We start from the raw sequence: 26,013 nt of genomic DNA on the forward strand, positions 1-26,013 counted from the left end.
TCTGTCAGTCCGTGACGGTGTGCGATGTCACTGGTGGTACGGCTGGTGATATTTGGGGAAATTTCCCGGTTTAAGAGGGGCGATCACACTACGCTACTAGCCCTGTCATCACGTGCGGTCATGACGAGGGGAAAGCGAAAACATCGTGTTAGTCGCAGTCGCAGTGCTGGCCGCCGCCGTGGTGGGCGCGGTGGCCTGGTGGCTCCGCCGCGATCCGGACGGCGGCGAGGGCTTCGCCGGTTTGGAGACCGAACCGAGGTGGGGCTGGGAGCTCTCGCTCGCGCCGGACGCGCGGGCCGCGTTCACGGAGGGCCTGCGGGCCTACCACGAGAGCGGTGGCGCCGTGCGGGTCGACGGTGAACGGGGGGTGCTGACGACGTACGAACCGCCGCGGCTGATCTCCCTGCACCTGTTCGCGGACGCCTTCGCGGCCCGGGGGGACGCCGCGATGCACGACCCGCAGGGCACGGTCGCGGAGCTGATGGAGAAAATCGCCGGATCAGAACGCTCCGGGGTGCTGCACCTGCGGGCCGGCTGGCTGGAGGGCGAGGTGGACGGCCTGGACGCGGCCGGCTTCCTGGCCGCGACGGGCGAGGCGGTACGGCCGGGAGCCTGGTCGGGCGAGGCCGGCCTTGGAGCGTTGCAGGTGATCGTTCCCGCCACGCGGACGAGTGGCGAGCCCGGGCTGTCCCACGTCAACGGCACCCCGCTCAAAACCGTGACCACCGCGACCACCGGCGCCGACCTGGCCCGCGAACCGGGGACGGAGCCGGCGGGCCGGACGGACACGGACGGCGCGACCCTCCTGGAAGCGGACAGCGCGGCCCTGCTGGAGACAGCCGGCATCGCAACGGAGACCACGACCGGCCCCGGCACCGCCGCCGGGACCGGAGCCGGGGCGGACGGCGTGGCGGGTGGCGCGCTACGGGCCGGGGCCGATGCGGAGGTCGGAGCTCAGGCCGGGACGGATACCGTCGCCGGGAGCGGGGCGGATGACGCGGTCTCGCCCGGGTCCGAAGCCGTCGCCGCGATGGCGGCGGAAGCCGGGGCCGAGGCGGGGACGAGTCCTGAGGCGGGAACTCCTGAGGCGGGGACGAGTCCTGAGGCGGGAACTCCTGAGGCGGAGCCGCGTGCTGAGGCGGGGACGAAAGCCCGGTCTGGGACGGGAGCCCAGCAAGCGCGGGTCGAGTCGGGGGCGAAGGCCGGCGCCGCCGGGATCGGTGCGGGGGAGCCCAACACGATGATGGTGGACCTGGCCAGAGTGCTCGACCGTTACCAGGAGGCGCGCGAGAAGCGGCCGGACGCGGCGGCCGAGGCACTGCTGCGTGAGGTGCTGCCCCGCCTGATCACCTCCGGCGGCCCCGGCCTGACGTGGACGAGACCCCCGACCGCCGCCGAACTGCGGACTGTGCTGGGCGACTCCCGGGAGTGACGCCGACCTGACTGGCCGGCGACGACTCCGGGAGTGACACCGATCTGATCGGCCGACCTCGCAGCCGCCTGCCGGCGCTCGGCGGCCAGGGCCCGGCCCTGCATGGCGCGCCATGGTCGGGCCGGGCCTGCCCGACCGTGTCATGAGTCGGGTCTGGCCTGCACGGCCTGTCAGGAGCGGGGTCCTGCCCGCCACGTCGTTCGCAGGCCGGGCCGGCCCATCTCCGCCAAGGCGTGGTTATGACTCGTTTTCCGAGCGGCCGTTGCGCCAGTAGCCCATGAAGGCCACCGCGCGCCGGTCCAGCCCCCGTTCGGCGACCAGGTGCCGCCGGAGGGCCTTGATGACGCCGGCCTCGCCGGCCAGCCAGGCGTACAGGGGGCCGTGGTCGGTGGCCTCCTGCGGCACCTCCCACAGTTCGTCCGCGTCCACGTCCACGTCGTCGAAGGCGTCGGGGACGGGCAGCGGCGGCAGGAGGCGGCCGGCGGCGGTCTTGACGGCGGGGAGGAGTTCGGCGCCGCGTTCGCCGCCGTTCCTGGGCAGCCAGGTGATCTTGACGGAGGCGGCCGTCTCGACCGGCAGGACGTCGTCGGAGCAGGGCACCTCCATGAACACCTCGCCCGCGAGGTGGGCGGGCAGCCGTTCCAGGACGGCGCAGATGGCGGGCACGGCGGTCTCGTCGCCGGCGATGAGGACGCAGCCCGTGCCGGCGGGCGGGTGGAACTCCAGGCCGCCGTGGCGCTCCGGGTAGCGGGAGTCGGGGCCGTAGAGGGCGGCGACGTCGCCCGGCCGCACCTGCTCGGCCCAGCGGGCGACGGGGCCGCCGTCGGGGTGCATGACCACGTCCACGTCCACTTCGGCGGCCTCGGGGCGGACGGTCCGCGCGGTGTAGGTGCGCATCGGGTTGCGCCGGTCGTCGCCGAGCTGCCGCCAGCGGGGATACCAGTCGGGGCCGGTCGGCAGGTGGGCCAGGCCGTGTCCGGGGAGGGGGAGGATGAGCTTGAGCCGCTGGTCGAAGCCGTTGTCGGCGAACAGGTGCAGGTCTTCGCCGGTGAAGGTCACCCGCAGGAACGACGGGCTCAGCCTTTCGAGGCGGTCCACGCGTACGTCGAACATGCGAAAAGGCTGGGTCATCCCCGAGGTCTCCCGTCTAGATTAGGTGAGGCTAACCTAAAGGATCGCGGCAGTTTAGGCCAGTTGAGGAGGCTTGCTCAGAGTTAAGGCATGGAAGAGCGGTTCAACCCCTGCAGCCCGTTTCCAGGAGGGGCTCCGCCATGGCGCGGCCGAGATCGAGGGCGATAGCGTCGGAGCGCTGAAAATGTGACAGGCGCAGGTCGGCGTGCCCGGCCCGCCCCAGATTGGAGCTCCTCTTTGTCACCCGTGATCCTCTCCGCGGCGGGCGCCGCGCTGGTGCTCGACGACTCCGGCCCCGGCCTGCCGCGGGTGCGGCACTTCGGCGCCGCACTCGGGCCGCTCGACGCTCCCTTGCCCGCCGCGGTCGTCGCGCCCGCGTTCGCCTCGCCCGCGCCGCCGTTGCTGCCCGCGCAGGGGGACGGCTGGTACGGCCGGCCGGGCCTGTCCGGCGTCAGGGACGGCGAGCACTGGCCGGTGCGGTGGAGCGTGGACCGGCTGGAGGCGCGGGCGGAGCCGGGCTCCGGCGGCGCGGTCACCGTGACGGCCGCCGACGCCCGGGCGGGGCTGAGCCTGGTGAGCGAGCTGGTCATGGACGAGGGCGGCCTGGTGCGGATGCGGCACGCGGTGACGAACACCGCGCCGTCGCCGTACCGGGTGCAGGGGCTGGTGTGCGCGCTGCCGGTGCCGGCGCGGGCGGGTGAGCTGCTCGACTTCACCGGCCGGTGGGGGCTGGAGAAGGTGCCGCAGCGGCGCGAGTTCGGCTACGGGGTGTGGTCCAGGGAGAACCGGCGCGGCCGCACCGGGCACGACGGCACCGGGCTGCTGGTGGCGGGGACCGGAGGGTTCGGGTTCCGGTCCGGCGAGGTGTGGGCGGTGCACGCGGGGTGGAGCGGCGGCCACGTGCACTACGCCGAGCGGCTGCCCGAGGGCGTCGCGCTGCTGGCCGCCGGCGAGCTGCTCGACCCCGGCGAGGTGGTGCTGGCGCGGGGCGAGACCTACCGCACGCCGTGGGTGTACTTCAGCTGGTCGGGCACGGGGCTCGACGAGGTGAGCGCGCAGATGCACGGCCATCTGCGCTCCCGCCCGCTGCCGGTGCGGCCGGTGACGCTGAACAACTGGGAGGCGACCTACTTCGACCACGGTCTCGACCGGCTGCTGGAGCTGGCCGACCGGGCGGCGGCGGCCGGGGTCGAGCGGTTCGTGCTGGACGACGGCTGGTTCCGCCACCGCCGCGACGACCGGGCCGGCCTCGGCGACTGGTACGTGGACGAGGGCGTCTGGCCGGACGGCCTGCACCCGCTGGCCGTCCGGGTGCGCGAGCTCGGCATGCAGTTCGGCCTCTGGTTCGAGCCGGAGATGGTCAACCCGGACTCCGACCTGGCCCGCGAGCACCCCGACTGGATCCTCGGCCGGCCCGAGCGCACGCCGCCGCCGTACCGCAACCAGCAGGTGCTCGACCTGGCCCGCCCGCAGGCGTACGCGTACCTGCTGGAACGCATCTCCGCCCTGGTCGGCGAGTACGCACTCGACTACATCAAGTGGGACCACAACCGCGACATCGCCGAGCCCGTGCACGACGGCGCGCCCGGCGTGCACGCGCAGACGCTGGCCGCCTACCGGCTGCTGGACGAGCTGCGCGCCCGCCACCCCGGGCTGGAGATCGAGTCGTGCTCGTCCGGCGGCGCCCGGATCGACCTCGGCATCCTGGCCCGCACCGACCGGGTGTGGACCTCCGACAGCAACGACGCGCTCGACCGGCAGGCCATCCAGCGCTGGACCGGGCTGCTGGTCCCGCCGGAGCGGCTGGGCTGCCACGTGGGCGCGCCGGGCGACCACATCACCGGCCGGTCGCTGCCGCTGGCCTTCAGGGCGGCGACGGCGCTGTTCGGGCACATGGGCGTGGAGTGGGACCTGACCTCGGCGAGCGAGGCCGAGCTGGAGGAGCTGGCGACCTGGATCGCGCTGCACAAGCGGCTGCGGCCGCTGCTGCACGCGGGCCGGGTGGTGCGCGCCGACCATCCCGACCCGTCGGCGCTGCTGCACGGGGTGGTGCTGCCCGAGCGGGCGGTGTACGCGTACGTGCAGCAGGTCTCCCGCCTGGACATGGCGCCCGCGCCGCTGCGGCTGCCAGGCCTCGACCCCGCCGCCACGTACGAGGTGCGCACGGCCGGTCCGGCCCCCGAGCGCGCGCTGCTGCCGGAGTGGGCCGCCGCCCCGGTGCGGGTGCCCGGCGCGGTGCTGGCCGAGCTGGGCCTGCCCGCCCCGGCGCTGCGCCCGGCCTCCGCGCTGATCATCGAGCTCGAACGCGTCTAGAGCGCGTCCCCGGCCGCCGCCGGAGCATCGGGCGGCGGCCTGGGCTGTCGTGCACGGCACAGCGTGCGCGGATGATCTGCCCGTAAAATGCCCGTCATGCGTCTCTCCGCCCTCGTCGCCGTTCTCCTCTGCGCGGCGCTGTTACCGGCCCACTCCGCGCAGGCGTCCGCGTACCCCATCCGCGACCGCGCCGTGACCGCGAACAAGCTGTACGACAGCGGCAGGCTCCAGCCCAGCGAGTGCCCGGAGCGGAAGATCGAACCCGACGACGTCGCCCAGGCCAAGCGCTACCTGCAGGCGGTGCTCAACTGCCTCAACGCCTCCTGGGGCGCCCACCTGGCCCGGGCCGGCCTGCCGTTCACCAAGAAGATGGGCTTCATCACCAAGCCGCGGCGCTTCTGCGGCAGCAAGTGGGGCAGCGCGTCGGGGGCCTACTGCGCGAGCGAGAAGCGCTTCCTCATCCTGCTCGACGACGACCTGCTCGAAGTGACCTCCGACCTGTTCCTGTTCAGCCTGGCCGCGCACGAGTTCGCGCACCATCTGCAGAACGTCACCGGGATCAACCGGGCCTTCGAACGCTACCCGTACAAGGGCAAGAAGGAGCTGAACGAGCAGTTCCGCCGCAACGAGCTGCAGGCCGAGTGCCTGGGCGGCGTGTTCATCGGCAGCGTCTGGGGCTCGCTCGACCGTGACGGCGACGACTGGGACCAGCTGCTCGACATCAACCGGCACAGCGGCGACGAGCAGGCGAAGGTGCGCGACCACGGCAAGGGCCGCAACATCGCCGCCTGGCTGGACAAGGGGTTCCGCGTGGCCTCGCCGGCGGCGTGCAACACCTGGACGGCGCCCTCCCAGAAGGTCTCCTAGCCGGAGATCCCGGGGCGGCGGCGCCCGCCGCCCTGGAATCGCCGCCTACCGGTAGCCCTTGGCCAGCACCTCCCGCGTCTCGCGGGTGATCTGCGCGGCCTGCTCGGGCGCGAGGGCGGTGCGCGGCGGGCGGCAGGGGCCGCCCCTGCGCCCGGCCAGGTCCATCGACAGCTTGATGGACTGCACGAACACCGTCTTGGAGTCCCAGCGCAGCAGCGGATGCAGGTCCCGGTAGAGGGGCAGCGCCTTGGCCACGTCGCCGGCCACGGCCAGCCGGTAGAGCTCGACGGTAGCGCGGGGGATCATGTTCGGGTATCCGGCGATCCAGCCGACCGCGCCGGCGACGCCGAGTTCGAGCAGCACGTCGTCCGAGCCGATCAGCAGGTCGAGCCCGGGCGCGCGCTCGGCGATCTCGTACGCCCTGCGCACGTCCCCGGTGAACTCCTTGACCCCGACGATCAGCCCCTCCTGGTGCAGCTCGGCGAGCAGATCGGGGGTCAGGTCCACCTTCGTGTCGATCGGGTTGTTGTAGGCGACGACCGGCAACCCGGCCTTGGCCACCTCCCGGTAATGGCCGACGACGGCCCGGCGGTCGGCGCGGTAGGCGTTCGGCGGCAGCAGCAGCACCGACGAGGCGCCCGCCTCGGCCGCCTGCTCGGCCCACCGCCGCGACTCGGCCGCGCCGTAGGCGGCCACGCCCGGCATCACGTGGAAGCCCTCGGGGGCGGCCTCGACCGCGGTGCGCACCACCCGGGCGCGCTCCTCGTCCGTCAGCGTCTGGTACTCGCCGAGCGAGCCGTTGGGGCAGACGCCGTCGCAGCCGCCCTCGGCCAGGAACCGGACGTGCTCGGCGTAGCCGTCGTAGTCGACGGACAGGTCGTCGTGGAAGGGCAGCGCGGTCGCGACGTGCACGCCGTGCCACACGGGGCGGGTCATACGTTCTCCTTGTTCCAGTTCTCCAGCCCGCTCGCGTCGATGGGCAGCGCGGCGGACAGGTTCTCCGCGCCGTCCGCCGTCACGAGCAGGTCGTCCTCGATGCGCACGCCGATCCCGCGCAGCTCCGGCGGGACCGTCAGGTCGTGGGCGTGGAAGTACAGGCCGGGCTCGACGGTCAGCACCATGCCGGGCGCCATCCGCGCGCCCTGGTAGGCCTCGTACCGCGACGATGCGCAGTCGTGCACGTCCAGGCCCAGGTGGTGGCCGATCCCGCAGATCAGGTAGCGGCGGTGGTGCTGGCCGTGCTCCGACAGCGCCTCGTCGACCGACACCGGCAGCAGGCCCCAGTCGTGCAGGCCGCGCGCGATGACCTCCATGGCGGCGTGGTGGAAGGCGGTGAACGGCCGGCCCGGCGCGACCTGCGCCAGCCCGGCCCGGTGCGCCCGCTCCACCAGGTCGTGCACCTGCCGCTGGGCGGGGGAGAAGGCCCCCGACACGGGGAAGGTGCGGGTGACGTCGGCGGTGTAGTGGGCGCGGGTCTCCACGCCCATGTCGAGCAGCAGCAGCTCGTCCGCGAGGACGGGGCCGTCGCAGCGCACCCAGTGCAGGGTGGGGGCGTTCGGGCCGCTGCCCACGATGGAGGCGTAGCCGGGGCCGTTGCCGTACGTCCTGGCGTACCGGTCGAACGTGCCCTGCAGCCAGCGCTCGCCGCCACCCGCGATCGCGGCGGGCACCTCGGCCAGCACGGCGGCGAAGCCCTCGACCGTGCGGTCCACCGCCTCGCGCAGCTGGGCCACCTCCCACTCGTCCTTGATCATGCGCAGCTCGGCCAGGACGCGCCGCACCTCCTGCGACGGCTCCGCCCCGCCGGTGACGAGGGCGCCGGCGGGCGGGCCGGTGAAGTCGGGCAGCGGCAGCACCTCGGCCCCGAGGGCGGCCGACCACTCGGCCGGGGACGGCGACGGGCCCACCCACAGCTCGCCGTGGGCGGCGTCGGCGAAGAAGCCGGTGTCGCCGGGCCGGGCCGGCGGCGGCAGGTACACGGTGGCGGCGCCGTCGCGGACCACGGCCACCGCGTTCTCGGCCACGCAGCCGGTCAGCCAGTAGAAGTCGCTGTCCACGCGGAAGTCGTAGGCGGTGTCGTTGCTGCGGACCGGGGCCCGGCCGGCGGAGACGACCACGGTCGCGCCGGGCAGCGCCTCGGCCAGGCGGGCGCGGTGCGCGGCGGCCGCCCGCGCCGCGCCGGGCACCAGGCCGGGTGTGCGGGCGGGGGTGTCCCAGCCCTCGGCGATGTAGGCGGTGAACGCGGGGATCTCCGCGAGCCTGGGCAGCCTGCCGTCACTCACTGGTGATTCCTCCTCCGATGTCGCGGACGAGCGCGCTCAGCCGGGCGAAGACCCGTTCCTCGCCGATGCCGTCGTGCTCGTACTCGTTGGTGACCCAGGCCTGGGCGTTGCCGACCCTGGCGGCGGTATCCAGTTGCAGGCCGGAGTCGACGTACATGTCGTCGTAGTAGACGGCGGCGGCCAGCGGCACCTCGTTGGCGGCCAGCCGGTCGAGGTCGTACAGCGCGGGCCAGTCGTCCCGCTCGGCGAGCAGCTCCACAGCGGGACGGAACGGGCGCAGCGCGCGGATCTCCGCGAACATCCAGGGATAGATCATCTCCCCGGTGAACAGCAGCGGCCTGGCGTCCTCGGCGAAGGCGGGGTGGCGGGCGCGCTCGCGCTGCGCCGCCCACGCGGTCGCGCCGGGCCCCGAGCCGTAGATGCTCTCCTGCAGCGCGGCGAACAGCGGGTTGTCGGCGTAGGAGGAACGGGTCAGCACCTGGTGCAGGAACGTCTCCGGCAGCCGTCCCTCGTCGTCGGGCGCGGCCTCGTCGAGCAGCCAGTGCATGCGCTCGTAGCCGGGCTTCATGCCGAAGTCGATGCCGAGCGACTGCAGCCGCCGCACGGTGAGCCGGTCGCCGTCGGGCAGGATCACACCGCCGACGGCCAGCAGGTCGGCCAGCTTCGCCGTCGTGTCCGCGTGGTGCGGGTAACGGCGGTAGAAGGCGGCGTTCTTGGCCGCCACCCGCGGATAGGTGCGCCGGTAGACCTCCTCGGCGTCCGGGTCGAGCGACGGCAGGCCGCCGGTCACGTAGCAGGCGCTGAGCCCCTCCGGCGCGTACGACAGGTACGTCAGCGTCAGGAACCCGCCGTAGCTCTGCCCGAGCGTCGACCAGCGCCGCCCGCCGAAGACCTTCTTACGCAGGTGCTCGGCGTCGGCCACGATCGAGTCCGCCCGGAAGAAGGCCAGATGGTCCGCGCCCTCCTTGGCGCCGAGCGCGCTCATCACCCGCCCGTCGAGGCGGGAGCTGCGGCCGGTGCCCCGCTGGTCGAGCAGGATCACCCGGTAGCGCTCCAACGCCTGCCCCAGCCAGCCCGACGTGCCGACGGGGCGCGGGCCCTTGCCGCCGGGCCCGCCCTGCAGATACAGCAGGCACGGCAGATCCTCGCCGTCCCTGGCGGGATCGACGAGCTCGCGGGCGAACACCGTGATCGTCGCGCCGGGGTCCGTCCAGTCCAGCGGCACCCGCTCGACGTGGTCGCGCACCCGCATCCCGGGGATCGTGTACGTAGCGGTGATCAAGACCTCTCCTTCCTGCGGCGGTCCCACTCCGGGTCGATGCGCGGGATGGCCGCCAGCAGCGTGCGCGTGTACGCGTCGCGCGGCTCGCCGAACACCTGGGCGGTCTCGCCCAGCTCGACGATCCGCCCCTTGCTCATGACCGCCACCCGCTGGGCGATCTGCCGGACCACGGCCAGGTCGTGGGCGATGAACACGTAGCTGAACCCGCTCTCGCGCTGCAGCCGCCGCAGCAGCTCGATCACCTGCGCCTGCACCGACACGTCCAGTGCCGAGACGGCCTCGTCGCAGATCACCAGCCTGGGGTTGACGGCCAGCGCGCGGGCGATGCCGATGCGCTGCGCCTGCCCGCCGGAGAACTGGGCGGGGTAGCGCAGCGAGTGGTCGGGGTTGAGCCCGACCCGCTCCATCAGCTCCTTGGCGTGCGCCCGGCGGCTGCCGACGGGTGCGATGCCCTGGTAGACCAGCGGCGCCATGAGGATGCGCTCCACCGTGTGGCGGGGGTTGAGCGAGGAGAACGGATCCTGGAAGACGACCTGGACATCGCCCCGGAATCGCGCCAGCGCGGCGCCCTTGGCGCGGGTGACGTCCTCGCCGTCGAAGTGCAGGGAGCCCTCCGTCGGGTCCATCAGTTTGGCGATCATGCGGGCGGTCGTCGACTTGCCGGAGCCTGACTCGCCGACCACGGCCAGCGTCTCGCCCAGCCGTACCTCGAAGCTCACCTGGTCCACGGCCGTGAACTCGGCCCTGGCGCCCAGGGGCCCGCGCGTGACGAACCGCTTGGTCAGGTTCTCGGCCCGCAGCAACGGCGTCATGCGCTCACCTCGTCGTCGATGCGCGGGATGCTGTCCAGCAACATCCGGGTGTAGTCGTGGCGGGGTTCGGCGAAGACCTGCTCGGCGGTGCCGTACTCGACCTGCTCGCCCCGGCGCAGCACCAGCACGCGGGTCGCGATCGAGCTGATCACGGCCAGGTCGTGGGTGATGAACACCATGCCGGTGCCGCTCTTGCGGCGCAGGTCGGCCAGCAGCCGCAGGATCTGCGCCTGCACGGTCACGTCCAGCGCCGTGGTCGGCTCGTCGGCGATGAGCAGCTTCGGCCCGCACACCAGCGCCATGGCGATCATGACGCGCTGGCGCTGGCCGCCGGAGAACTGGTGCGGGTAGTGGTCGACCCGCCGCTCCGGCTCGGGCAGGCCCACCTGCGCGAGCGCCTCGATCGCGACTCGGCGCGCGTTCCTGCGGGACTTGTCGCGGTGCGCCCGGTACATCTCCTCGATCTGCAGCCCCACCGTGTAGTACGGGTTCAGCGACGACAGCGGATCCTGGAAGATCATCGACAGCTGGTCGCCGCGCAGCCGGCGCAGCTCCCGCTCGGGGCGGCCGAGCAGTTCTGTGCCGTCCAGCCGGACGCTGCCACGGGTCCTGGCGCCCTTGGGCAGCAGCCCCATGATCGCCAGGCTGGTCATGGACTTGCCGGACCCGGACTCGCCGACGATGCCGACGGTCTCGTCCCGGCCGACCGTGAAGGACACACCCTTGACCACGTCCACCGGGCCGCGCGTGGTCGGGAAGGTGACGGTGAGGTCCTCCACCACAAGCAGGTCGCTCATCGGGCCGTGATCCTCACTCTCGGGTCCAGCCTCGTGTAGACGAGGTCCACCACCACGTTGCCGATCACCACGAAGAACGCCGCCAGCAGCGTCACCGCCATGATGACCGGCTGGTCGTTCTTGGCGATGGAGTCGGCGGCCATCTTGCCGACCCCGTTGAGGCCGAACACCGTCTCGGTGATCAGCGCGCCGCCGAGCAGCGCGGCGAAGTCCATGCCGAAGATCGTCGCGATCGGCGTCAGCGCCGGCCGCAGCGCGTGCCTGCGCATGGTCAGCGCCGGGCTCAGGCCCTTGGACCTGGCCGTGCGCATGAAGTTCTCCGCCAGGGTGTCGATCACGTTGGCGCGGGTGAGCCGGGCGTACAGGCAGGCGTAGCCGGTGGCCAGCACGATCCACGGCATCAGGTACGACTGGAACCACACCACCGGATCGTCGCCGAACGCCACCGCCTGCGGGAACGGCAGCACCTGCAGCTGCACGACGAGCACGTACTGCAGCGCCAGCGCCAGCACGTAGTTGGGGATGCTGGAGCCGCCCAGCGCCAGCCCCATGGCGGTGCGGTCCCACCAGGTGCCCTCCTTGACCGCGCTGAGCAGCCCGGCGAGGATCCCGAACAGCAGCCACAGCACCGCCGCGCCGATCGCGACCGTGGCGCTGACCGGCAGCCGCTCCACCACCATGTCCATCACGGACTGGTTGGTCTGGAAGCTGTAGCCCAGGCACGGCGCGGCGCAGTGCACCAGGTTCGCGCCGTGGCCGTAGTCGCGCCCGGCGAAGATGCCGCCGAGGAAGCCGGTGAACTGCGTCAGGAACGGCTGGTTCAGGCCGAGCACGTCCCGGATCTGGTCGATCCGGTCGGGCGTGCACGTCTTGCCGCAGATCATCACCGCCGGGTCGGGCGAGAGCGTGAAGAAGATGACGAACGTGAACAGGCACACCAGGAAGAGGATCAGCACCACCCCGGCGAGCCGTCCGGCCAGGTAACGCGCCATCAGGAGGCCTCCCCCGCGTCGAAGGCGGCCCGCAGCCGGTCCCCGAGCACCGTCAGCGACAGCACCGTCAGGAACAGGAACAGGCCGGGGATCGCGAAGTACATCGGATCGACGGCGTACCAGCCGACCGAGCTCGCGATCATCTGCCCCCACGACGGCGTGGGCGGCGCCACGCCGACGCCGAGGAACGACAGGCCCGCCTCGGTGCCCACGTAGCCGGGCACGGCGAGCGTGGTCATCACGATCAGGGAGCTGCGCAGGTTCGGCAGGATCTCCTTGAACACCAGCGCCCCCGTGGAGGCGCCAGAGGCCCGCGCGGCCTCCACGAACTCCCGGTTGACCAGTGTCATCGTCTGCCCGCGCACGACCCGCGCCAGGTACGGCCAGCCGAACACGCTGATCACCACGACCAGCAGCACCGACCGGTTGCCCTGCGGCAGCGACGACAGGATCGCGATCATGAAGATGAGCGCGGGGAAGGCCATCAGGAAGTCCATGACCCGGCAGATCACCTGATCCACCCAGCCCTGGTAGAACCCGGCCAGCATGCCCAGCACCACGCCGAGCAGCGTGGTCAGCGCGGTGGCCGCGGCCGCGATGAGCAGCGAGACGCGGGCCCCGTAGGCGATGCGGGCCAGGATGTCGCGGCCGTTCTGCGGTTCGACGCCGAGTGGATGGCCGGCGCTGATCCCGCCCAGCGACCCGTGCGGGATCCCGCCCAGGTCGGTGTTGACGGCGGCGGTGTCGAAGTCGTTGGGGCCGTGGCCGATGATCGCGCTGATCAGCGGCGCGCCGAGCGCCATCAGCACGATCAGCGTGAGGTACGCGGTGCTGAGGACGGCGGCGCGGTCGCGGAGCAGCGCGCCGGTGACGCGCCGGCCCGAGGTGGCGGGCGCGCCCGCCACCTGCTGCTGCGGATGAGCTGCGACGGTCATCTACTTCGTCGGCTTCGCCAGTCCGACGGAGACGAAGTCGATGCCCCCCGAGTAGGCGTTCGACAGGTACGCGCCGGCGATGTTCGAGCCCGTGACCGTGACCACCTTCTCGTAGGCCAGCGGCACCATCGGCGCCTGCTCCATGATCTGCTTGTCCAGCTCGCCGTAGGCCGCGTTGGCCGCCTGCACGTCGGGCATGAGCGCGATCTCGTCGATCCGGTCGTTGATCTTCTTGTCGTCGATCTGCGCGAGGTTCGCGTTGCCCTTGGCGGTGATGTTGCGGCCGTCGAACAGCGGCGGCAGGAACGTGGCGCCGGAGGCCCAGTCGGGGCACCAGCCGGTGATGGCCGCGTCGTGCTGCTGCGCGGGCGTGCCGATCACCTCGTAGAAGGTGGAGGTGTCGATGTTGTTGATCTTGACAGTGATGTTCACCTGCTTCAGCGCCTCCTGGATCGCCACCGCGGCCGCCTGCATCTTCGGCACCGGCCGGGTGTCCAGCGTCAGCTCGAAGCCCCCGGCGAGGCCCGCCTCGGCCAGCAGCTTCTTGGCGGTCTCCACGTCGTGCGGATAGAGGTCGTAGTCGACCCGGCCGACGATCGTGGGCGGCTGGATCGAGGTGCCCTTGAGCGCCAGCTGCGAGCCGCCCAGCGCGGCCACCACGGTGTCCTTGTCGACCGCGTGGTTGATCGCCTGGCGCACCTTGACGTCGTCCAGGTTCTTCTTCGTCATGTTCAGAGACATGTACGTGGTGCAGCCGCCGAGCCCGCTCAGCGTGCGCGACTTGATCTGCGGCGCCTGCGCCCTGGCCACCGTCGCGGCCTGGATGGCGGGCGTGCCCATGATGGCGTCGGCGTCGGCGCCCTGACCGGCCAGCATGCGCTCGTCGATGGTGGCCGCGTCCAGCCCGAACGTCCACTCGAAGGCGTCCGGCCTGGCCTTGCGCACGGTGTCGGTCTCGGCCTTCCAGTACGGGTTGCGCACCAGCTTGAGCGAGGCGTTGCGCTGGTAGCTCTCCAGCTTGTACGGCCCGCTCGCGATCGGCTTGGTGTCGAACGCGGCCGCCGCCCCCGTGCCCTTGGGGAAGGGGACGAAGTTCGGCTGCGTCAGCGCGCTCGGAAAGTCGGGGAAGGACTTCTTCAGGTGGAAGACGACCGTCTTGGCGTCGGGGGTCTCGATGGTGTCGAGGTCGCCGTCCTCGTACGGGCCCTTGTATCCCTTGGGCGCGTCCAGCAGCAGCTTCCCGTACGGCGAGCCGATTCCCGCCTCGGGGTCGAACGCCCGCGAGGCCCCGAACTTGACCGCCTCGCTCGTGATCGGCGTGCCGTCCTCGAAGAACAGGTCGTCCTTCAGCGTGAACGTCCACGTCTTGGCGTCGTCGGACGGCGTGCCCGTGTCGGTGGCCAGGTCGGGGACCACCTTCGTGCTCTCCTCGCCGGGCCCGGCACCGAACGTGGTCAGCCCCCGGTAGATGAGCCGGTAGAAGTTGTTCACCCCGCCGTCCCAGCCACGGGCCGGGTCCAGGTGCGAGAAGTCCGCGTTGGCCAGGACGTGCACGGTGCCGCCCGTCGCGGGGGCCGACGACGACCCGCCCGGGCCGCCGCCCGCGGGCGCGGCGCCGCCGCCACCGCACGCGGTGAGCGCCAGCACGCCGGTCATGGTGACGCTCGCCAGCGCCGCCGATCTCCTCATGTCGCCTTCTTTCCGTTGGTGGTGCGGGATCTGACCCAGACCCGCATGGCTTCGGGGCCGCGGTTGCCCCACAGGAAGTACGGGACGAAGGTCGCGCTGACCGCCGTCTCCGTGATCGCCGACTGCTCCAGGGGCAGTTCGGGGTAGAGCTCGGTGGACGGCGGGGGAGCGGCGCCGGCCGTCACCCCGAGCACGACGGCCTCGCCGCGCCGCCCGGCCCGCGCGCCGGCGACGTCGGCCACGCCGACCACCAGGTCGTCGACCGCGGCCGACGGGCTGTCCTGCTGCTCGACGCAGTAGACGAGCGGGCCGCGGGCGATGCCGAGCGCGCCTCTGGTGGCGTCGAGGTGGGGGTGCGAGCCGTGGGCGCGGACCGGCATCGGCAGCGTGAGCCGCACCTCGTCGCCGGCCGCCCAGCGCCGCTCGATCCTCAGCCAGCCACCGTCCGCACTCCCGCCGGGGGAGTCTGCCGCGGCCTCCGCGCGCTTCGCGGAAGGCGCGGCGTCGTGCGGTTCGCCGTTGACGGTGACCGTCGCGCCGCGGGCCCAGCCTGGCACCCGCAGCACGATCCCGTACGGCTCCTCCGGCGCCCGCTCGACCGTCAGGCCGACGTCGCCGTCCCATGGGTAGGAGGTCTCCATCGCCAGGTCCAGCCGCTCGCCCGTGATCCTGGCCGAGGTGTAGCAGGCGATCAGCAGCGCGCCGTCCCGCTCGGCCGCCACGTAGTCGGCCAGCTGGGCCATCCAGCGCACGATGTTCGGCGGGCAGCACGGGCAGCCGAACCAGGAGCGGCGCAGCGGCTCCCCGCCGGACTCCGCGCCGCTGCGCTGCTCGTGGTCGGGGCGGCGTTGCAGCGGGTTGTCGTAGAAGAACGCCCGGCCGTCCTCCGACAGGCCCACGGCGTAGGCGTTGTAGAGCACCCGCTCGAACACGTCGAGGTACTTCGCGCCGCCCGTGGCCAGGAACATCCGCCAGCCCCACTGCATCACCGCGATGGCCGCGCAGGTCTCGCTGTAGGCGCGCTCGGACGGCAGCTCGTAGCGGTCGCCGACGGCCTCGTCGGAGTGCCGGCTGCCCAGCCCGCCGGTGAGGTAGAGCTTGCTCGCCACCATGTCGTCCCAGAGCCGCTCCAGCGCCGCGAACAGCGACCGGTCGCCGGTCTCCAGGAAGACGTCGGCGGCCCCGGCCGCCAGGTACGCCATCCGCACCGCGTGCCCCGTCACCGACGGCAGCTCGCGGAAGGGCACGTGGTCCTGGAAGTAGTCGGCGGAGAAGATGCTGTGCTCGATCTGGCCGGAGCCGCGGCGGTCGACGAACGCGGCGGCCAGGTCGAGGTAGGCGCGCACGCCCGTCTCCCGGTACAGCTCGACCAGCGCCATTTCGACCTCGGGATGCCCGCACACGCCCCGCTCGGCGAAGCGCTCCACGACCAGGTCCGCGAAGCGCCCGGCCACGCGCAGCAGCCGCTCGTCGCCCATCCGGCGCGCCGCGGCGACGGCGGCCTGGACGAGGTGGCCCAGGTTGTACAGCTCGTGCCCCCAGGCCAGGTCCTCCCACGGCTTCTTGGCGGCCGCCGGGTCCTGGAAGAAGGAGTTGAGGTAGCCGTCCTCGGCCTGGACCCGCTCCAGCAGGCCGACGACCTCGTCGTAGAACTCCCGTACCGGCTCGGCCGCGCGGCCGTCACCGAGCTCGTAGGCCAGACCCTCCAGGGTCTTGTACAGGTCGGTGTCCAGGAACGGGTAGCGGCCGCGGTAGGGGGCGGGATCCTGCTCCAGGAGCCGGCTCAGGTTGGCGACGTTGCCCGCCGCCCGGAGCTGCTCGATGGTGTGCGGGATCGTGGCCGCGCCGTTGCGGACCTGCCAGTGGTGTAACAGACCACCGGTGATGCGCGCTCCCGGCACCGGTCGTACGGCCCCGGCGGCCGTGCGTACGGCTCCGGCCAGGGCCTTGACCTGCTTAGACGTCATGAATCTTCCCAGTAATGTGTGGCATTGCACTGAACCTTAGGTGTCGGGGAGGTGTGTTGCCAAGGGTTGCGGAGGGGCTCATCGACGAACGTAACCCGTCCGAAACAGGGCGGACCGGACGGCGGTCGCCTGAGAGGATTCGCGGGTGAAACGCGTATCCGTGGTGGGGAACTCCGGTTCCGGCAAGTCGACGTTGTCCTCGGCGCTGGCCGGACGGCTCGGCGTGCCCTGGCTCGAACTCGACTCGATCTTCCACATGTCCGGCTGGCAGCCCCGTCCGCGGGAGGAGTTCCGCGCCGAGGTCGAGCGGTTCACCGCCGCCGACGGCTGGGTGGTGGACGGCAACTACTCCGCCGTGCGGGACCTGGTGTGGTCGCGCGCCGACACCGTGGTCTGGATCGACCTGCCGAGGCGCACCGTGATGCGCCGGCTGCTGGTCAGGACCCTGCGCAGGATGACCACCGGAGCCGAGCTGTGGAACGGCAACAAGGAGTCCTTCCGGTTCCTGCTCGACAAGGACGAGTCGATCCTGTGGTGGGCGTGGCGGCAGCACGCCGTCTACCGGGAGCGTTACGCCCGGGCGCGGGCCGATCCGGCCAACGCGCACCTGAGGTTCGTCCGGGTCGCCTCCCGGGCCGACGCGGCGTGCTTGCTAGCGACTGACAGAATTTGAAATCTGTCAGTCCCATGGGCATACTTTGCCTATGAGAACTCTGGGAACCGACGGCCCCGCCGTGTCCGACCTCGGGCTCGGCTGCATGGGCATGACCGACCTCTACGGGCCGGCCGACAGGACCGAGGCCATCGCGACCGTCCACGCCGCGCTCGACGCGGGCATCACCCTGCTCGACACCGGCGACTTCTACGGCATGGGCGCCAACGAGCTGCTCATCGCCGAGGCACTGCGCGGCCGCCCGCGCGACGCCGTGCGGATCAGCGTGAAGTTCGGCGCGCTGCGCGACCACGACGGCGGCTGGCACGGCGTCGACGGCCGGCCGGTCGCGGTGAAGAACTCGCTCGCCTACACGCTGCGCCGCCTCGGCACCGACCACGTGGACGTCTACCGGCTCGCCCGCGTCGATCCGGCCGTGCCCATCGAGGAGACGGTCGGGGCCATCGCCGAGGAGGCCGCCAAGGGCCACGTACGCCACATCGGGCTGTCCGAGGCCGGCGCCGACACCATCCGCCGCGCCCACGCCGTGCACCCCATCAGCGACGTGCAGATCGAGTACGGGCTGCTGTCGCGGGGCATCGAGCGGGAGATCCTGCCCGTCTGCCGCGAGCTGGGGATCGGCGTGACCGCCTACGGCGTGCTGTCGCGCGGGCTGCTGAGCGGCCACTGGAGCAAGGACCGCGAGCTGGACGCCGGCGACTTCCGCGCGTACTCGCCGCGCTTCTCCGGCGACAACCTCGCCCGCAACCTGGCGCTGGTGGAGGCGCTGCGGGCGGTCGCCGACGGCAAGGGCGCCACGGTGGCGCAGCTGGCCATCGCCTGGGTGCTCGCGCAGGGCGAGGACATCGTGCCGCTCGTCGGCGCCCGCCGCCGCGAGCGGCTGAGCGAGGCGCTCGGCGCGCTCGACGTGAAGCTGACGGCCGGCGACCTGGCCGCGATCGAGGCCGCCGTCCCGGCCGGCGCCGCCGCCGGCGACCGCTACCCGGACGTCATGATGGCCGAGCTCGACAGCGAACGCTGACCGGAACGCCCGCGCCCGGCCGCGGGCGAGCGGGGGGCCGGGGGGCTCGGATTCTGTGCCGGTCAGGTCCGGGGCGGCGCTAGTGTTGGCCGGTGCACATCGACGAGTGGCTGCAGGCGATCCCCGCCGGATGGCTGTACGCGACGGTCGCGCTCGTGATCGGGCTGGAGAGCCTCGGCATCCCGCTGCCGGGCGAAATCGTCCTGGTCAGCGCCTCGATCCTGGCCTCCAGGGGCGTGGTGGACCCGGTGTGGGTGGGCGTCTGCGCGAGCGCCGGCGCCATCGTCGGTGACTCGGCCGGATACGCGATCGGGCGCAAGGGCGGCGCGCCCATGTTCGCCCGGCTCGGGCGGCGCTTCCCCAAACACTTCGGGCCCCGGCACGTGGGCAGGGCGGAGGAGTACTTCCACCGGTTCGGCATGTGGGCGGTGTTCTTCGGGCGCTTCATCGCCCTGCTGCGCATCCTGGCCGGGCCGCTGGCGGGGGCGCTGCGCATGCCGTACTGGAGGTTCGCCGTCGCCAACGTGCTCGGCGGCATCGTCTGGGCGGGCGGCACCACCGCGGTCATCTACAGTCTCGGGCTCGTCGCCGAGAAGTGGCTCAAGGGCTTCTCCTGGGCCGGGCTCGTGGTGGCCGTCCTGTTCGGCGTCGCCACCACCCTCTACCTCAAGCGCCGCGCCGCCCGGGTGGTCGGCGCGGAGGAGGACGACGACGACGCTCAGCGCTCGATGAGCGTGACCTCCAGCGAGTAGTGCGAGGCCCGGTAGACGTGTGAGCCGTGCTCGACCGCCCGGCCCTGGTCGTCGTAGGTGGTGCGGAGCATGGTCAGCAGCGGCGCGCCCCGGCGCTCCACCAGCAGCCGGGCCTCGGCCTGCGTGGCGGCCCGCGCGCCGATGCGCTGGTTGGCCACCCGCATCCGCACGCCCGCCGCGCGCAGCAGCTCGTACAGGCCGCGGCCTTCGAGGTCGGCGGCGGTGAGCTTGGCCAGGCCGATCGGCAGCCAGTTGTGCAGCACCGCCAGCGGCTCGCCCGCCGCGAAGCGCAGCCGCTCCAGATAGAGGATCTCCGAGCCGGCCGGCACGCCCAGGATGGCGGCGATCTCCTCCGGCGCCGGCCGCGGCTCCAGGACCAGCACCTGCGTGGCCGGCTCCTGGCCCGCCCGGCGCAGGTCGTCGTAGAGACTCGTCAGCTCGACCGAGCGCTTGACCTGCCCGTGCACCACCTGGGTGCCGACGCCGCGCTTGCGCACCAGCAGGCCCTTGTCCACGAGGTATTGGATCGCCTGGCGGATCGTGGGCCTGGACAGGCCGAGCTTGTCGGCCAGCAAAATCTCGTTGTCCAGCCGCGAGCCGGGGGCCAGGTCGCCCCGCCGGATCGCCTCGGCGATCTGCTCGGCCACCTGGAAGTAGAGCGGCACGGGGCTGGATCGATCCAGGTCGATGGCCAGGTTCGCGGTCATGCTGATCAGCTTAACGCAGGTCAGAATGTCCTGACAAACGAGTCAGGTAGCGTTCAAGCGTGTGCCACGGGCGCGCGAGCGGTAGGGGAGAGGGCATGGATGTGACTCACCTGCTCGACACCGCCTCCGCGGCGGCCCGTGCCGTCGGCCCCCAGTTGCGCGCGGCCTTCAGGTCCCGGCCCGACGTGAGCACCAAACGCGACTTCCACGACCCCGTCACCGAGCACGACCGCGCGGCCGAGGTGAGCATCCGCGCCGTCATCGACGCGCGGGCGCCGCACAGCGCGATCGTGGGCGAGGAGGGCGGCACCACCGGCTCCGGCGACCTCGTCTGGTACGTCGACCCCATCGACGGCACCGCCAACTTCGCCGCCGGCCTGCCGTTCTTCTGCGTGTCCATCGCCGCCGCCGTACGCGGGGAACTGGTGGCCGGCGTCGTGTACGACCCGGTGCGCGACGACGAGTTCACCGCCACCCCCGACGGCGCCTGGTGCAACGGCAAACCCCTGCGCAGCACGGGGGCGACCGGCGACCGGGAGGCCATGCTGCTGTCCAGCTACCCGACCCCGCTCGACCTCGGCACCGGCGGCGAGCTCGCGCTGGAGCGCTACGGCCGGCTGCTGCGCTCCTTCTCCGCCGTACGCAAGGTCGGCAGCGCCGCGCTCAAGCTCGCCCACGTCGCGGCCGGCTGGTCGGACGCCGCGTACGGCACCGGGTCCAACCCGTGGGACGTGGCGGCGGGAGCCCTGCTGGTGCGCAGCGCGGGCGGGGTCTACCTGGGGGATCCGCTGGTCAAGGGGGACTACCTGGCGCACGTGGGCGGGTTCGACCTGGAGGCGTCGGCGCTGGCGGAGTTCGTACCCCGGTGATCAGGGGAGCAGGCCGGGCAGCTCGGTCAGCGAGGTGATGCGCGGGAAACCGGCGGGCGGAGGCTCGGCGCCGAGCCGGTCGAGCCAGACCGAGCGCATCCCGGCCGCCGCCGGCCCGGTCACGTCGTTGCGTATGTCGTCGCCCACCAGCAGCACTTCCCGCGTACTCAGCCCGAGTGCCGCCGCGGCCCCCTCGTAACAGCCGGGCGCGGGCTTGAACCGGCCGTCCAGCACCTCCCCGGTCAGCACCGGACCGACCAGGCCGTCCAGCCCGATCACGCGGACCTTCTCCTCCTGCATGCGCTGCGTGCCGTTCGTCAGCACCCCCAGCGTGAACCCGCCGAGCCCGGCCAGCGCCTGCGCGACGTCGGGGAACGCGGCCCAGCCGCGGCGGTAACGGGCGGCGAAGCCGGCGTAGGCGGCGTCCAGGTCGGCCGGGACGGGAACGGCCAGCTCCGCGCACAGGGCGGACAGCCGCAGCCGCCGCTGCTCCTGCGCCGAGCAGCGGCCCGCCTGCCACATCGCCAGGTACGGCACCTCGAAGCCGGCCCACAGCGCGGCCGCCTCGCCCAGCCGCGGATGGCCGGGGGAGTGGTCCTCCAGCCAGGCGGTGATCGCGGCGTCGGCGGCGCCGCGGTGGTCGAGCAGGGTGCCGTCCAGGTCGAACAGGATCCCCTTGACGCCGGACAGGCTCACGTCGCCGCCCCCGAGGTGACGTGGGCGGCGATGCGGGTGGCCGTCTCGCGCGGCGGATAGCCGAGCGTCAGGCCGCGGACCGACAGCGGGGCCCGGGCGAAGAGCGCCTCGGCGTCCTCGCACAGCACGTAACGCAGCGCGGGGGAGCAGGAGCGGTGCTCCTCCAGCGCCCGCACCTCCGGCTCGGCCAGCTCCTCCGGCAGCGCCTCCCGGTAGTCGGCGATCAGCGCGTCGAGGTCGAAGAGCTGCGCGTAACGCTCCGACGTGCCCGCCACCACCCGCACCAGCTCGTCGTCCTCCGTCCGCGCGTGGTAGATCAGGCTCGTCCCGCCGCTCTTGCCGCACCAGCGCAGCGCCTCGTCCGCCGGCAGGGTGAACGCCCCGTACGGCTTGCGCCCGTACAGCAGCGCCTCGGCGATCCACCGGTCGCACCACAGCTCGTCGCGATACGGCGTCGGCGTGCCGGGCACGGCGGCCAGGCCCTGGGCCAGCACCGGGTTCCAGGCCGACACCATCGGGCTGCTGAACCTCGGCATGCGCGGGCCGCGCCAGCGGCTCAGGGCGTAGCCGTACCAGACGGTCACGACCTCCGTCCGCAGCTTGGGCAGGGGCCGCTCGTAGGTGCCGTTCATGATCTGGCCGCCGTCGGGATGGCGCCAGGGACCCGGTGGGAAGTCCGCGTCTGTGGGGGCCGGAGGAGTCCGGTAGTCGGGATGGAGGATCCACGCGTCCGCCACAGTGTCGGGCCTTTCGGATCGGCGTATGCATGACGTGTCAGACCATTAGAGTGGCCATCGTGCATCAGCCGTCACTCCCTTGCAACAGACCAGGTGCAAACGCTGATTTTTGTCACACACGGTTGTGACAGACGTATGCAGTTGAGCGTTGTCGCGGCCCGGCTCTCCTCCCTGCGGGCCTGGAGCGGGCTGTCCATGGCCTCGGCCGCGCAGGCCGCCGGGCTCAACACCTCCACGATCTTCCGCATCGAGCACGGCCTCGTCGCGCCGCGCGAGGCGACCGTGCGCACCCTGCTGGAGCTGTACGGCCAGGGCGAGCACGCGCCCCGGCTGCTGTCGCTGCTGCGCGAGGAGCGGGTGCCCGGCTGGTACGACGCGCCGGGGGTGCCGCTGGGACTGTCGGCGTACCTGGAGCTGGAGGACGGGGCGCAGGTGATCTACACCTACGGGCCGCGCCTGGTGCCGCCGCTGCTGCAGATCCCGGCGTACGCGCTGGCCGCCGCCCTGTCGGCGGTGCCGCCGGTCGCGCCGGCCGGATCACCGTGCTGGTCGTCGGGGGAGCCCGGCGGGAGCGCGTACGAGCGGGCCGCCGAGGCGGCGCGGGTCGTCGCCGTCCGGCAGGAGGTGCTCGACCGGCCGCGGGGGCCGCACCTGTGGGCCGTGCTCGACCGGCCCGCGCTGCTGGACCCGCCGCTGCACCGGCCGGAGGAGCGGATCGCCCAGCTCGACGCGGTCGCCATGGCCGCCAAGCAGCCGCACATCGCCGTGCAGGTCGCCCGGCCCAGCACCGAGACCGGCTTCCTCTACCAGGGGCCGCCGTTCACGCTGCTGCGCTTCCCCGAACGATCCCGCCCCGACGTGCTGGTGCTGCACCTGCTGCACGCGCCGATCGTGGTCGAGGACCGGCGGCGGGTGGAGGAGCATCAGCAGGCGTTCGCCCGGCTGTCGCTGTCGGCGCACGCCGTGGACGCCACCCCCGGCATCCTGGACGAGCTACGCGCCAGACTCCTCGGCTGAGGCTGAGGCTGACGGCGCGGCGGCCGGGTGGCTGGACGCGGCCGGGCAGGCGGGCGCGGCGGGTGGCCGGGCGGCCGGGTGGCTCACTGCTGCTGGCGGAACTCGCCGGCGCGCCGGACGTGGTCGATCATGATGCGTTCCGCGCTGTCGCCGTCGGCCGCCTCCAGCGCGGCCAGGATGCCCTCGTGCGCCTCCAACTGCGCCTTGACCTGCGTCTCGTCCAGCCACAGCGACGCCTCGGCGGGCACCGGAAAGCTGTTGCGCACCGACCTGGCGTGCTCGCCCAGGAAGGCGGGGCCGCCGATGTCGACGATGGTCAGGTGGAAGCGCCTGCTCTGCTCGCCGAGGCGGTCGTTCCTGCCCCGGGCGGCGTCCTCGGTCATCGAGGCGTGCAGCGCGCGCAGCCCGTCCAGCTCCCCTGGGGTGATCCTGGCCGCCGCCAGCCGCGCGCCCAGGCCCTCGACCACGGCGCGCAGCCCGTAGTACTCGGCCAGCGCCTCGTCCCCCAGGTCCACCACGGTCGCGCCGTGGTGCGCCTCGTAGCTGATCAGCCGGTCCTTCTCCAGCCTGCGCAGCGCCTCGCGCACCGGCGTGACGGAGACGCCCAGGCGCTTGGCCACCTCCCCGGCCCGCAGCGCCGTCCCGCCCGGGATCCGCCCCGTACGGATCTCGTCGAGCAGCACGCTGTAGACGTAGTCGGCCTTGCTCATCGGCGGCCGCGGCTCGCTGGGTGACATGTCGCCAAGTGTCTCGCAAAAATGGTCACATGGTTGACCTATGACATATTTCTTATAAGTTACATACCCATGACAAGCCTCGACGACCTGCGGGTCATCGACGCGGCGACGCTGTTCGCCGGTCCCTCCGCGGCCATGATGCTGGGCGACTTCGGCGCGGACGTGATCAAGATCGAGCATCCACGCCGGGGTGACCCCTCGCGCGGGCACGGCGCCTCCGTGGACGGAGTGGGCCTGTGGTGGAAGACGCTGTCGCGCAACAAGCGCAGCGCGGCCGTGGACCTGTCGCGGGCCGAGGGACAGGAGATCCTGCGCCGCCTGGCCGAACGGTCCGACGTGCTGATCGAGAACTTCCGCCCCGGCACCCTCGAACGCTGGAACCTGGCCCCCGAAGACCTCCTGGAGCTCAACCCGCGGCTGATCGTGGCGCGGATGACCGGTTTCGGGCAGTTAGGGCCCATGGCCAAGCGGCCGGGCTTCGGCACGCTGGCCGAGGCCATGAGCGGCTTCGCGGCCATGACCGGCGAGCCCGACGGGCCGCCCACCCTGCCGCCGCTGGCCCTGGCCGACGGCATCGCGGGCCTGGCCATGTCGTACGCCATCATGGTCGCCCTGCGCGCCCGCGAGCGCACCGGCCGCGGGCAGGTCATCGACCTGGCCATCATCGAGCCGATCCTGGGGCTGCTCGGGCCGCAGATGACCGCGTACAAGGCGCTCGGCGTCGTGCCCCAGCGGACCGGCAACCGCTCCAGCAGCAACGCGCCGCGCAACACCTACCGCACCCGCGACGGCCGCTGGCTGGCGATCTCCACCAGCGCCCAGCCCATCGCCGAGCGGGTGGTCACCCTGGTGGGGCGGCCCGACCTGGTCGAGCAGCCGTGGTTCGCCAGCGGGCACGGCCGCGTGCAGCACGTGGACGAACTCGACGCGGCGGTCGCCTCCTGGATCGCCGAGCGCGACGCCGACGAGGTCATCGCCAGATTTGAGGAGGTGCAGGCCGCGGTCGCGCCCATCTACGACGTCTCCGACCTGGCCGAGGACCCGCAGTACGCGGCCCTCGACACCTTCGTCGAGGTGCCGGACGAGGAGCTGGGCTCGCTCACGATGCAGAACGTGCTGTTCCGGCTCTCGGACACGCCCGGCGAGATCCGCTGGGCCGGGCGGCGGCTGGGCCGCGACACCGACGAGGTGCTGGCCGAGCTCGACTACCCCGGCGACCGCATCGCCGCGCTGCGCGCGGACGGGGTGATCGCATGACCGCCCCCGACCGGCCCGCCGCCTCCGGGCCCGCCGCCTCCGAGGTGGTGCAGGCGCCGCCCGTGACCTGGTTGTACGTTCCCGGCGACCGGCCCGAGCGGTTCGACAAGGCGGTGGCCTCCGGCGCCGACGTCGTCATCATCGACCTGGAGGACGCGGTCGCGCCGGCCAAGAAGGACGAGGCCCGGCGGAACGCCGTCGCCTACCTGCGCGCCCAGCACGGGCGGCCGGCCCGGTGGCCGCGGCTGCACGTGCGGGTCAACGACCCGGCCACCGCCCGCGGGCGCGACGACCTGGCCGCCGTCGGGCCGTTCGCCGACGGGGTACGGCTGCCCAAGGTCGAGTCCACGGCCGTGCTCGACGCCGTGACGGGCGCGCCCGCGTACGCGCTGCTGGAGTCGGCGGCCGGGATCCTCGCCGCCCGCGAGATCGCCGCGCACCCCGGCGTGGCCGGCGTGGCGCTGGGCGAGCAGGACCTGGCCGCCGAGCTGGCCGTCACCGACGAGCAGGCGATGAACCAGCTCAGGCTCCAGGTCGTCCTCGCCGCCGCCGCGGCCGGGCTGCCGCCGGTACCCATGTCCGTCTATCCGGACGTCAAGGACGAGGCGGGCCTGGCGGACTCCTGCCGGGCGGGCCGCGCCATCGGCCTGTTCGGCCGGACCGCGATCCACCCGCGCCAGATCCCCGTCATCAGGCGGGCGTTCCGCCCGGCGGAGGAGGAGGTGGCCAGGGCCGCCGAGATCGTGGCCGCGGCGGAGCAGGCCGAACGGGCCGGCGTCGGCGCGGTGGCGCTGCCCGACGGCCGGTTCCTGGACGTCCCCATCGTCGCCAGAGCCCGCCGCACCGTCGCCCTGGCCGCCCGCCTCGCCGACCCACCCGACCCCGCGCAACGTCCAGAAGGCCCGTCCGGCCGCACGGAACGTCCCGCCGCCTCGCCTGGCCGCGCGGAACGTCCAGCAGGCCCACCCGACCCCGCCCAAAACCACTCAGACCCGTCGCCGGACGCCACCACCTGACCGCAGGCCGCCGCCGGCGCGTGCCGACCACC

The 26,013-nt window shown here is 72.8% G+C and carries 24 protein-coding genes; 10 read left to right on the forward strand and 14 right to left on the reverse strand.

The genetic code is table 11. The features are described 5' to 3' along the window. The first annotated feature begins 145 nt into the window (after positions 1–145). Entirely contained in the window at positions 146–1,432 is a 1,287-nt protein-coding gene (locus tag OIE67_RS13415) for a hypothetical protein (RefSeq protein WP_326640034.1), read from the forward strand. Positions 1,433–1,669: 237 nt separating this feature from the next. On the opposite strand, the gene OIE67_RS13420 is transcribed toward OIE67_RS13415, so the two are convergent. Beyond that, entirely contained in the window at positions 1,670–2,545 is an 876-nt protein-coding gene (locus tag OIE67_RS13420) for a siderophore-interacting protein (protein WP_326640036.1), read from the reverse strand. A 264-nt stretch (positions 2,546–2,809) separates the two neighbouring features. Between OIE67_RS13420 and OIE67_RS13425 the strand changes: the two genes are divergently transcribed. Further along, the gene (locus OIE67_RS13425) at positions 2,810–4,876 is read left to right on the forward strand and encodes an alpha-galactosidase (RefSeq protein ID WP_407674893.1); all 2,067 of its coding nucleotides are present in this window, start codon (positions 2,810–2,812) and stop codon (positions 4,874–4,876) included. Between the two features lie 96 nt (positions 4,877–4,972). Further along, positions 4,973–5,743 carry a neutral zinc metallopeptidase gene (locus tag OIE67_RS13430; RefSeq protein ID WP_326640041.1) on the forward strand — a complete coding sequence of 257 codons (771 nt, stop codon included), beginning with the start codon at positions 4,973–4,975 and terminating at the stop codon, positions 5,741–5,743. A gap of 45 nt (positions 5,744–5,788) precedes the next feature. Here the strand turns inward: OIE67_RS13430 and OIE67_RS13435 are convergent, their stop codons facing one another. From OIE67_RS13435 to OIE67_RS13475, 9 genes are read right to left on the reverse strand one after another with little or no spacing between them, the layout of a single operon-like run. Continuing rightward, complete coding sequence (locus OIE67_RS13435) at positions 5,789–6,679, reverse strand: dihydrodipicolinate synthase family protein (protein ID WP_106250048.1); 891 nt, start codon at positions 6,677–6,679, stop codon at positions 5,789–5,791. Beyond that, entirely contained in the window at positions 6,676–8,025 is a 1,350-nt protein-coding gene (locus OIE67_RS13440) for an aminopeptidase P family protein (protein WP_326640044.1), read from the reverse strand. Before OIE67_RS13440 ends, OIE67_RS13435 begins: the two co-directional genes overlap by 4 nt. After that, positions 8,018–9,307 carry an alpha/beta fold hydrolase gene (locus tag OIE67_RS13445; RefSeq protein ID WP_326640046.1) on the reverse strand — a complete coding sequence of 430 codons (1,290 nt, stop codon included), beginning with the start codon at positions 9,305–9,307 and terminating at the stop codon, positions 8,018–8,020. The genes OIE67_RS13440 and OIE67_RS13445 overlap by 8 nt, the downstream gene beginning before the upstream one ends. Next, complete coding sequence (locus OIE67_RS13450; protein WP_326640048.1) at positions 9,304–10,119, reverse strand: ATP-binding cassette domain-containing protein; 816 nt, start codon at positions 10,117–10,119, stop codon at positions 9,304–9,306. Before OIE67_RS13450 ends, OIE67_RS13445 begins: the two co-directional genes overlap by 4 nt. Beyond that, positions 10,116–10,916, reverse strand: a complete 801-nt coding sequence (locus OIE67_RS13455) for an ABC transporter ATP-binding protein (RefSeq protein WP_326640050.1) — start codon at positions 10,914–10,916, stop codon at positions 10,116–10,118. Before OIE67_RS13455 ends, OIE67_RS13450 begins: the two co-directional genes overlap by 4 nt. After that, entirely contained in the window at positions 10,913–11,908 is a 996-nt protein-coding gene (locus tag OIE67_RS13460; RefSeq protein ID WP_326640052.1) for an ABC transporter permease, read from the reverse strand. The genes OIE67_RS13455 and OIE67_RS13460 overlap by 4 nt, the downstream gene beginning before the upstream one ends. After that, positions 11,908–12,843: an ABC transporter permease gene (locus OIE67_RS13465; RefSeq protein WP_326640054.1), complete on the reverse strand. Its 936-nt coding sequence runs from the start codon at positions 12,841–12,843 to the stop codon at positions 11,908–11,910. Before OIE67_RS13465 ends, OIE67_RS13460 begins: the two co-directional genes overlap by 1 nt. Beyond that, a complete protein-coding gene (locus OIE67_RS13470) occupies positions 12,844–14,532 on the reverse strand; it encodes an ABC transporter substrate-binding protein (protein ID WP_326640056.1) in 1,689 nt (562 codons plus the stop codon). Continuing rightward, positions 14,529–16,499, reverse strand: coding sequence for a glycoside hydrolase family 127 protein (locus OIE67_RS13475; protein WP_326640058.1), 1,971 nt, complete (start codon positions 16,497–16,499; stop codon positions 14,529–14,531). The genes OIE67_RS13470 and OIE67_RS13475 overlap by 4 nt, the downstream gene beginning before the upstream one ends. 145 nt (positions 16,500–16,644) lie before the next feature. Between OIE67_RS13475 and OIE67_RS13480 the strand changes: the two genes are divergently transcribed. The 3 genes from OIE67_RS13480 (at position 16,645) to OIE67_RS13490 (ending at position 18,945) form a co-directional block, all read left to right on the forward strand. Beyond that, positions 16,645–17,172, forward strand: coding sequence for a P-loop NTPase family protein (locus OIE67_RS13480; protein ID WP_326640060.1), 528 nt, complete (start codon positions 16,645–16,647; stop codon positions 17,170–17,172). A gap of 31 nt (positions 17,173–17,203) precedes the next feature. Further along, the gene (locus OIE67_RS13485; RefSeq protein ID WP_326640062.1) at positions 17,204–18,193 is read left to right on the forward strand and encodes an aldo/keto reductase; all 990 of its coding nucleotides are present in this window, start codon (positions 17,204–17,206) and stop codon (positions 18,191–18,193) included. A 92-nt stretch (positions 18,194–18,285) separates the two neighbouring features. Further along, positions 18,286–18,945 (forward strand): DedA family protein, encoded by a 660-nt coding sequence (locus OIE67_RS13490; protein WP_326640064.1) that lies wholly within the window; start codon positions 18,286–18,288, stop codon positions 18,943–18,945. On the opposite strand, the gene OIE67_RS13495 is transcribed toward OIE67_RS13490, so the two are convergent. Then, positions 18,912–19,652 carry a GntR family transcriptional regulator gene (locus OIE67_RS13495; protein ID WP_326640066.1) on the reverse strand — a complete coding sequence of 247 codons (741 nt, stop codon included), beginning with the start codon at positions 19,650–19,652 and terminating at the stop codon, positions 18,912–18,914. The genes OIE67_RS13490 and OIE67_RS13495 overlap by 34 nt on opposite strands. A 95-nt stretch (positions 19,653–19,747) precedes the next feature. On the opposite strand from OIE67_RS13495, the gene OIE67_RS13500 reads away from it, so the two are divergent. Continuing rightward, complete coding sequence (locus OIE67_RS13500; RefSeq protein WP_326640068.1) at positions 19,748–20,521, forward strand: inositol monophosphatase family protein; 774 nt, start codon at positions 19,748–19,750, stop codon at positions 20,519–20,521. On the opposite strand, the gene OIE67_RS13505 is transcribed toward OIE67_RS13500, so the two are convergent. Further along, positions 20,522–21,217 carry an HAD family hydrolase gene (locus OIE67_RS13505; RefSeq protein ID WP_326640071.1) on the reverse strand — a complete coding sequence of 232 codons (696 nt, stop codon included), beginning with the start codon at positions 21,215–21,217 and terminating at the stop codon, positions 20,522–20,524. Then, positions 21,214–21,849: a hypothetical protein gene (locus tag OIE67_RS13510; RefSeq protein WP_326640072.1), complete on the reverse strand. Its 636-nt coding sequence runs from the start codon at positions 21,847–21,849 to the stop codon at positions 21,214–21,216. The genes OIE67_RS13505 and OIE67_RS13510 overlap by 4 nt, the downstream gene beginning before the upstream one ends. 240 nt (positions 21,850–22,089) lie before the next feature. On the opposite strand from OIE67_RS13510, the gene OIE67_RS13515 reads away from it, so the two are divergent. After that, the gene (locus tag OIE67_RS13515; protein ID WP_326640074.1) at positions 22,090–22,971 is read left to right on the forward strand and encodes a Scr1 family TA system antitoxin-like transcriptional regulator; all 882 of its coding nucleotides are present in this window, start codon (positions 22,090–22,092) and stop codon (positions 22,969–22,971) included. Positions 22,972–23,054: 83 nt separating this feature from the next. Here OIE67_RS13515 and OIE67_RS13520 read toward each other — a convergent pair whose 3' ends face one another. Next, entirely contained in the window at positions 23,055–23,708 is a 654-nt protein-coding gene (locus OIE67_RS13520; RefSeq protein WP_326640076.1) for a GntR family transcriptional regulator, read from the reverse strand. A 69-nt stretch (positions 23,709–23,777) separates the two neighbouring features. Here OIE67_RS13520 and OIE67_RS13525 point away from each other — a divergent pair, with 69 nt between their 5' ends. Together OIE67_RS13525 and OIE67_RS13530 are read left to right on the forward strand one after the other, a co-directional pair. Next, positions 23,778–24,965: a CaiB/BaiF CoA transferase family protein gene (locus tag OIE67_RS13525; protein WP_326640078.1), complete on the forward strand. Its 1,188-nt coding sequence runs from the start codon at positions 23,778–23,780 to the stop codon at positions 24,963–24,965. Then, positions 24,962–25,981, forward strand: a complete 1,020-nt coding sequence (locus OIE67_RS13530; protein ID WP_326640080.1) for an HpcH/HpaI aldolase/citrate lyase family protein — start codon at positions 24,962–24,964, stop codon at positions 25,979–25,981. Before OIE67_RS13525 ends, OIE67_RS13530 begins: the two co-directional genes overlap by 4 nt. The last annotated feature ends 32 nt before the right edge of the window (positions 25,982–26,013 follow it).

The organism is Nonomuraea fuscirosea, assembly GCF_035917475.1.
Lineage (GTDB): Bacteria > Actinomycetota > Actinomycetes > Streptosporangiales > Streptosporangiaceae > Nonomuraea > Nonomuraea fuscirosea.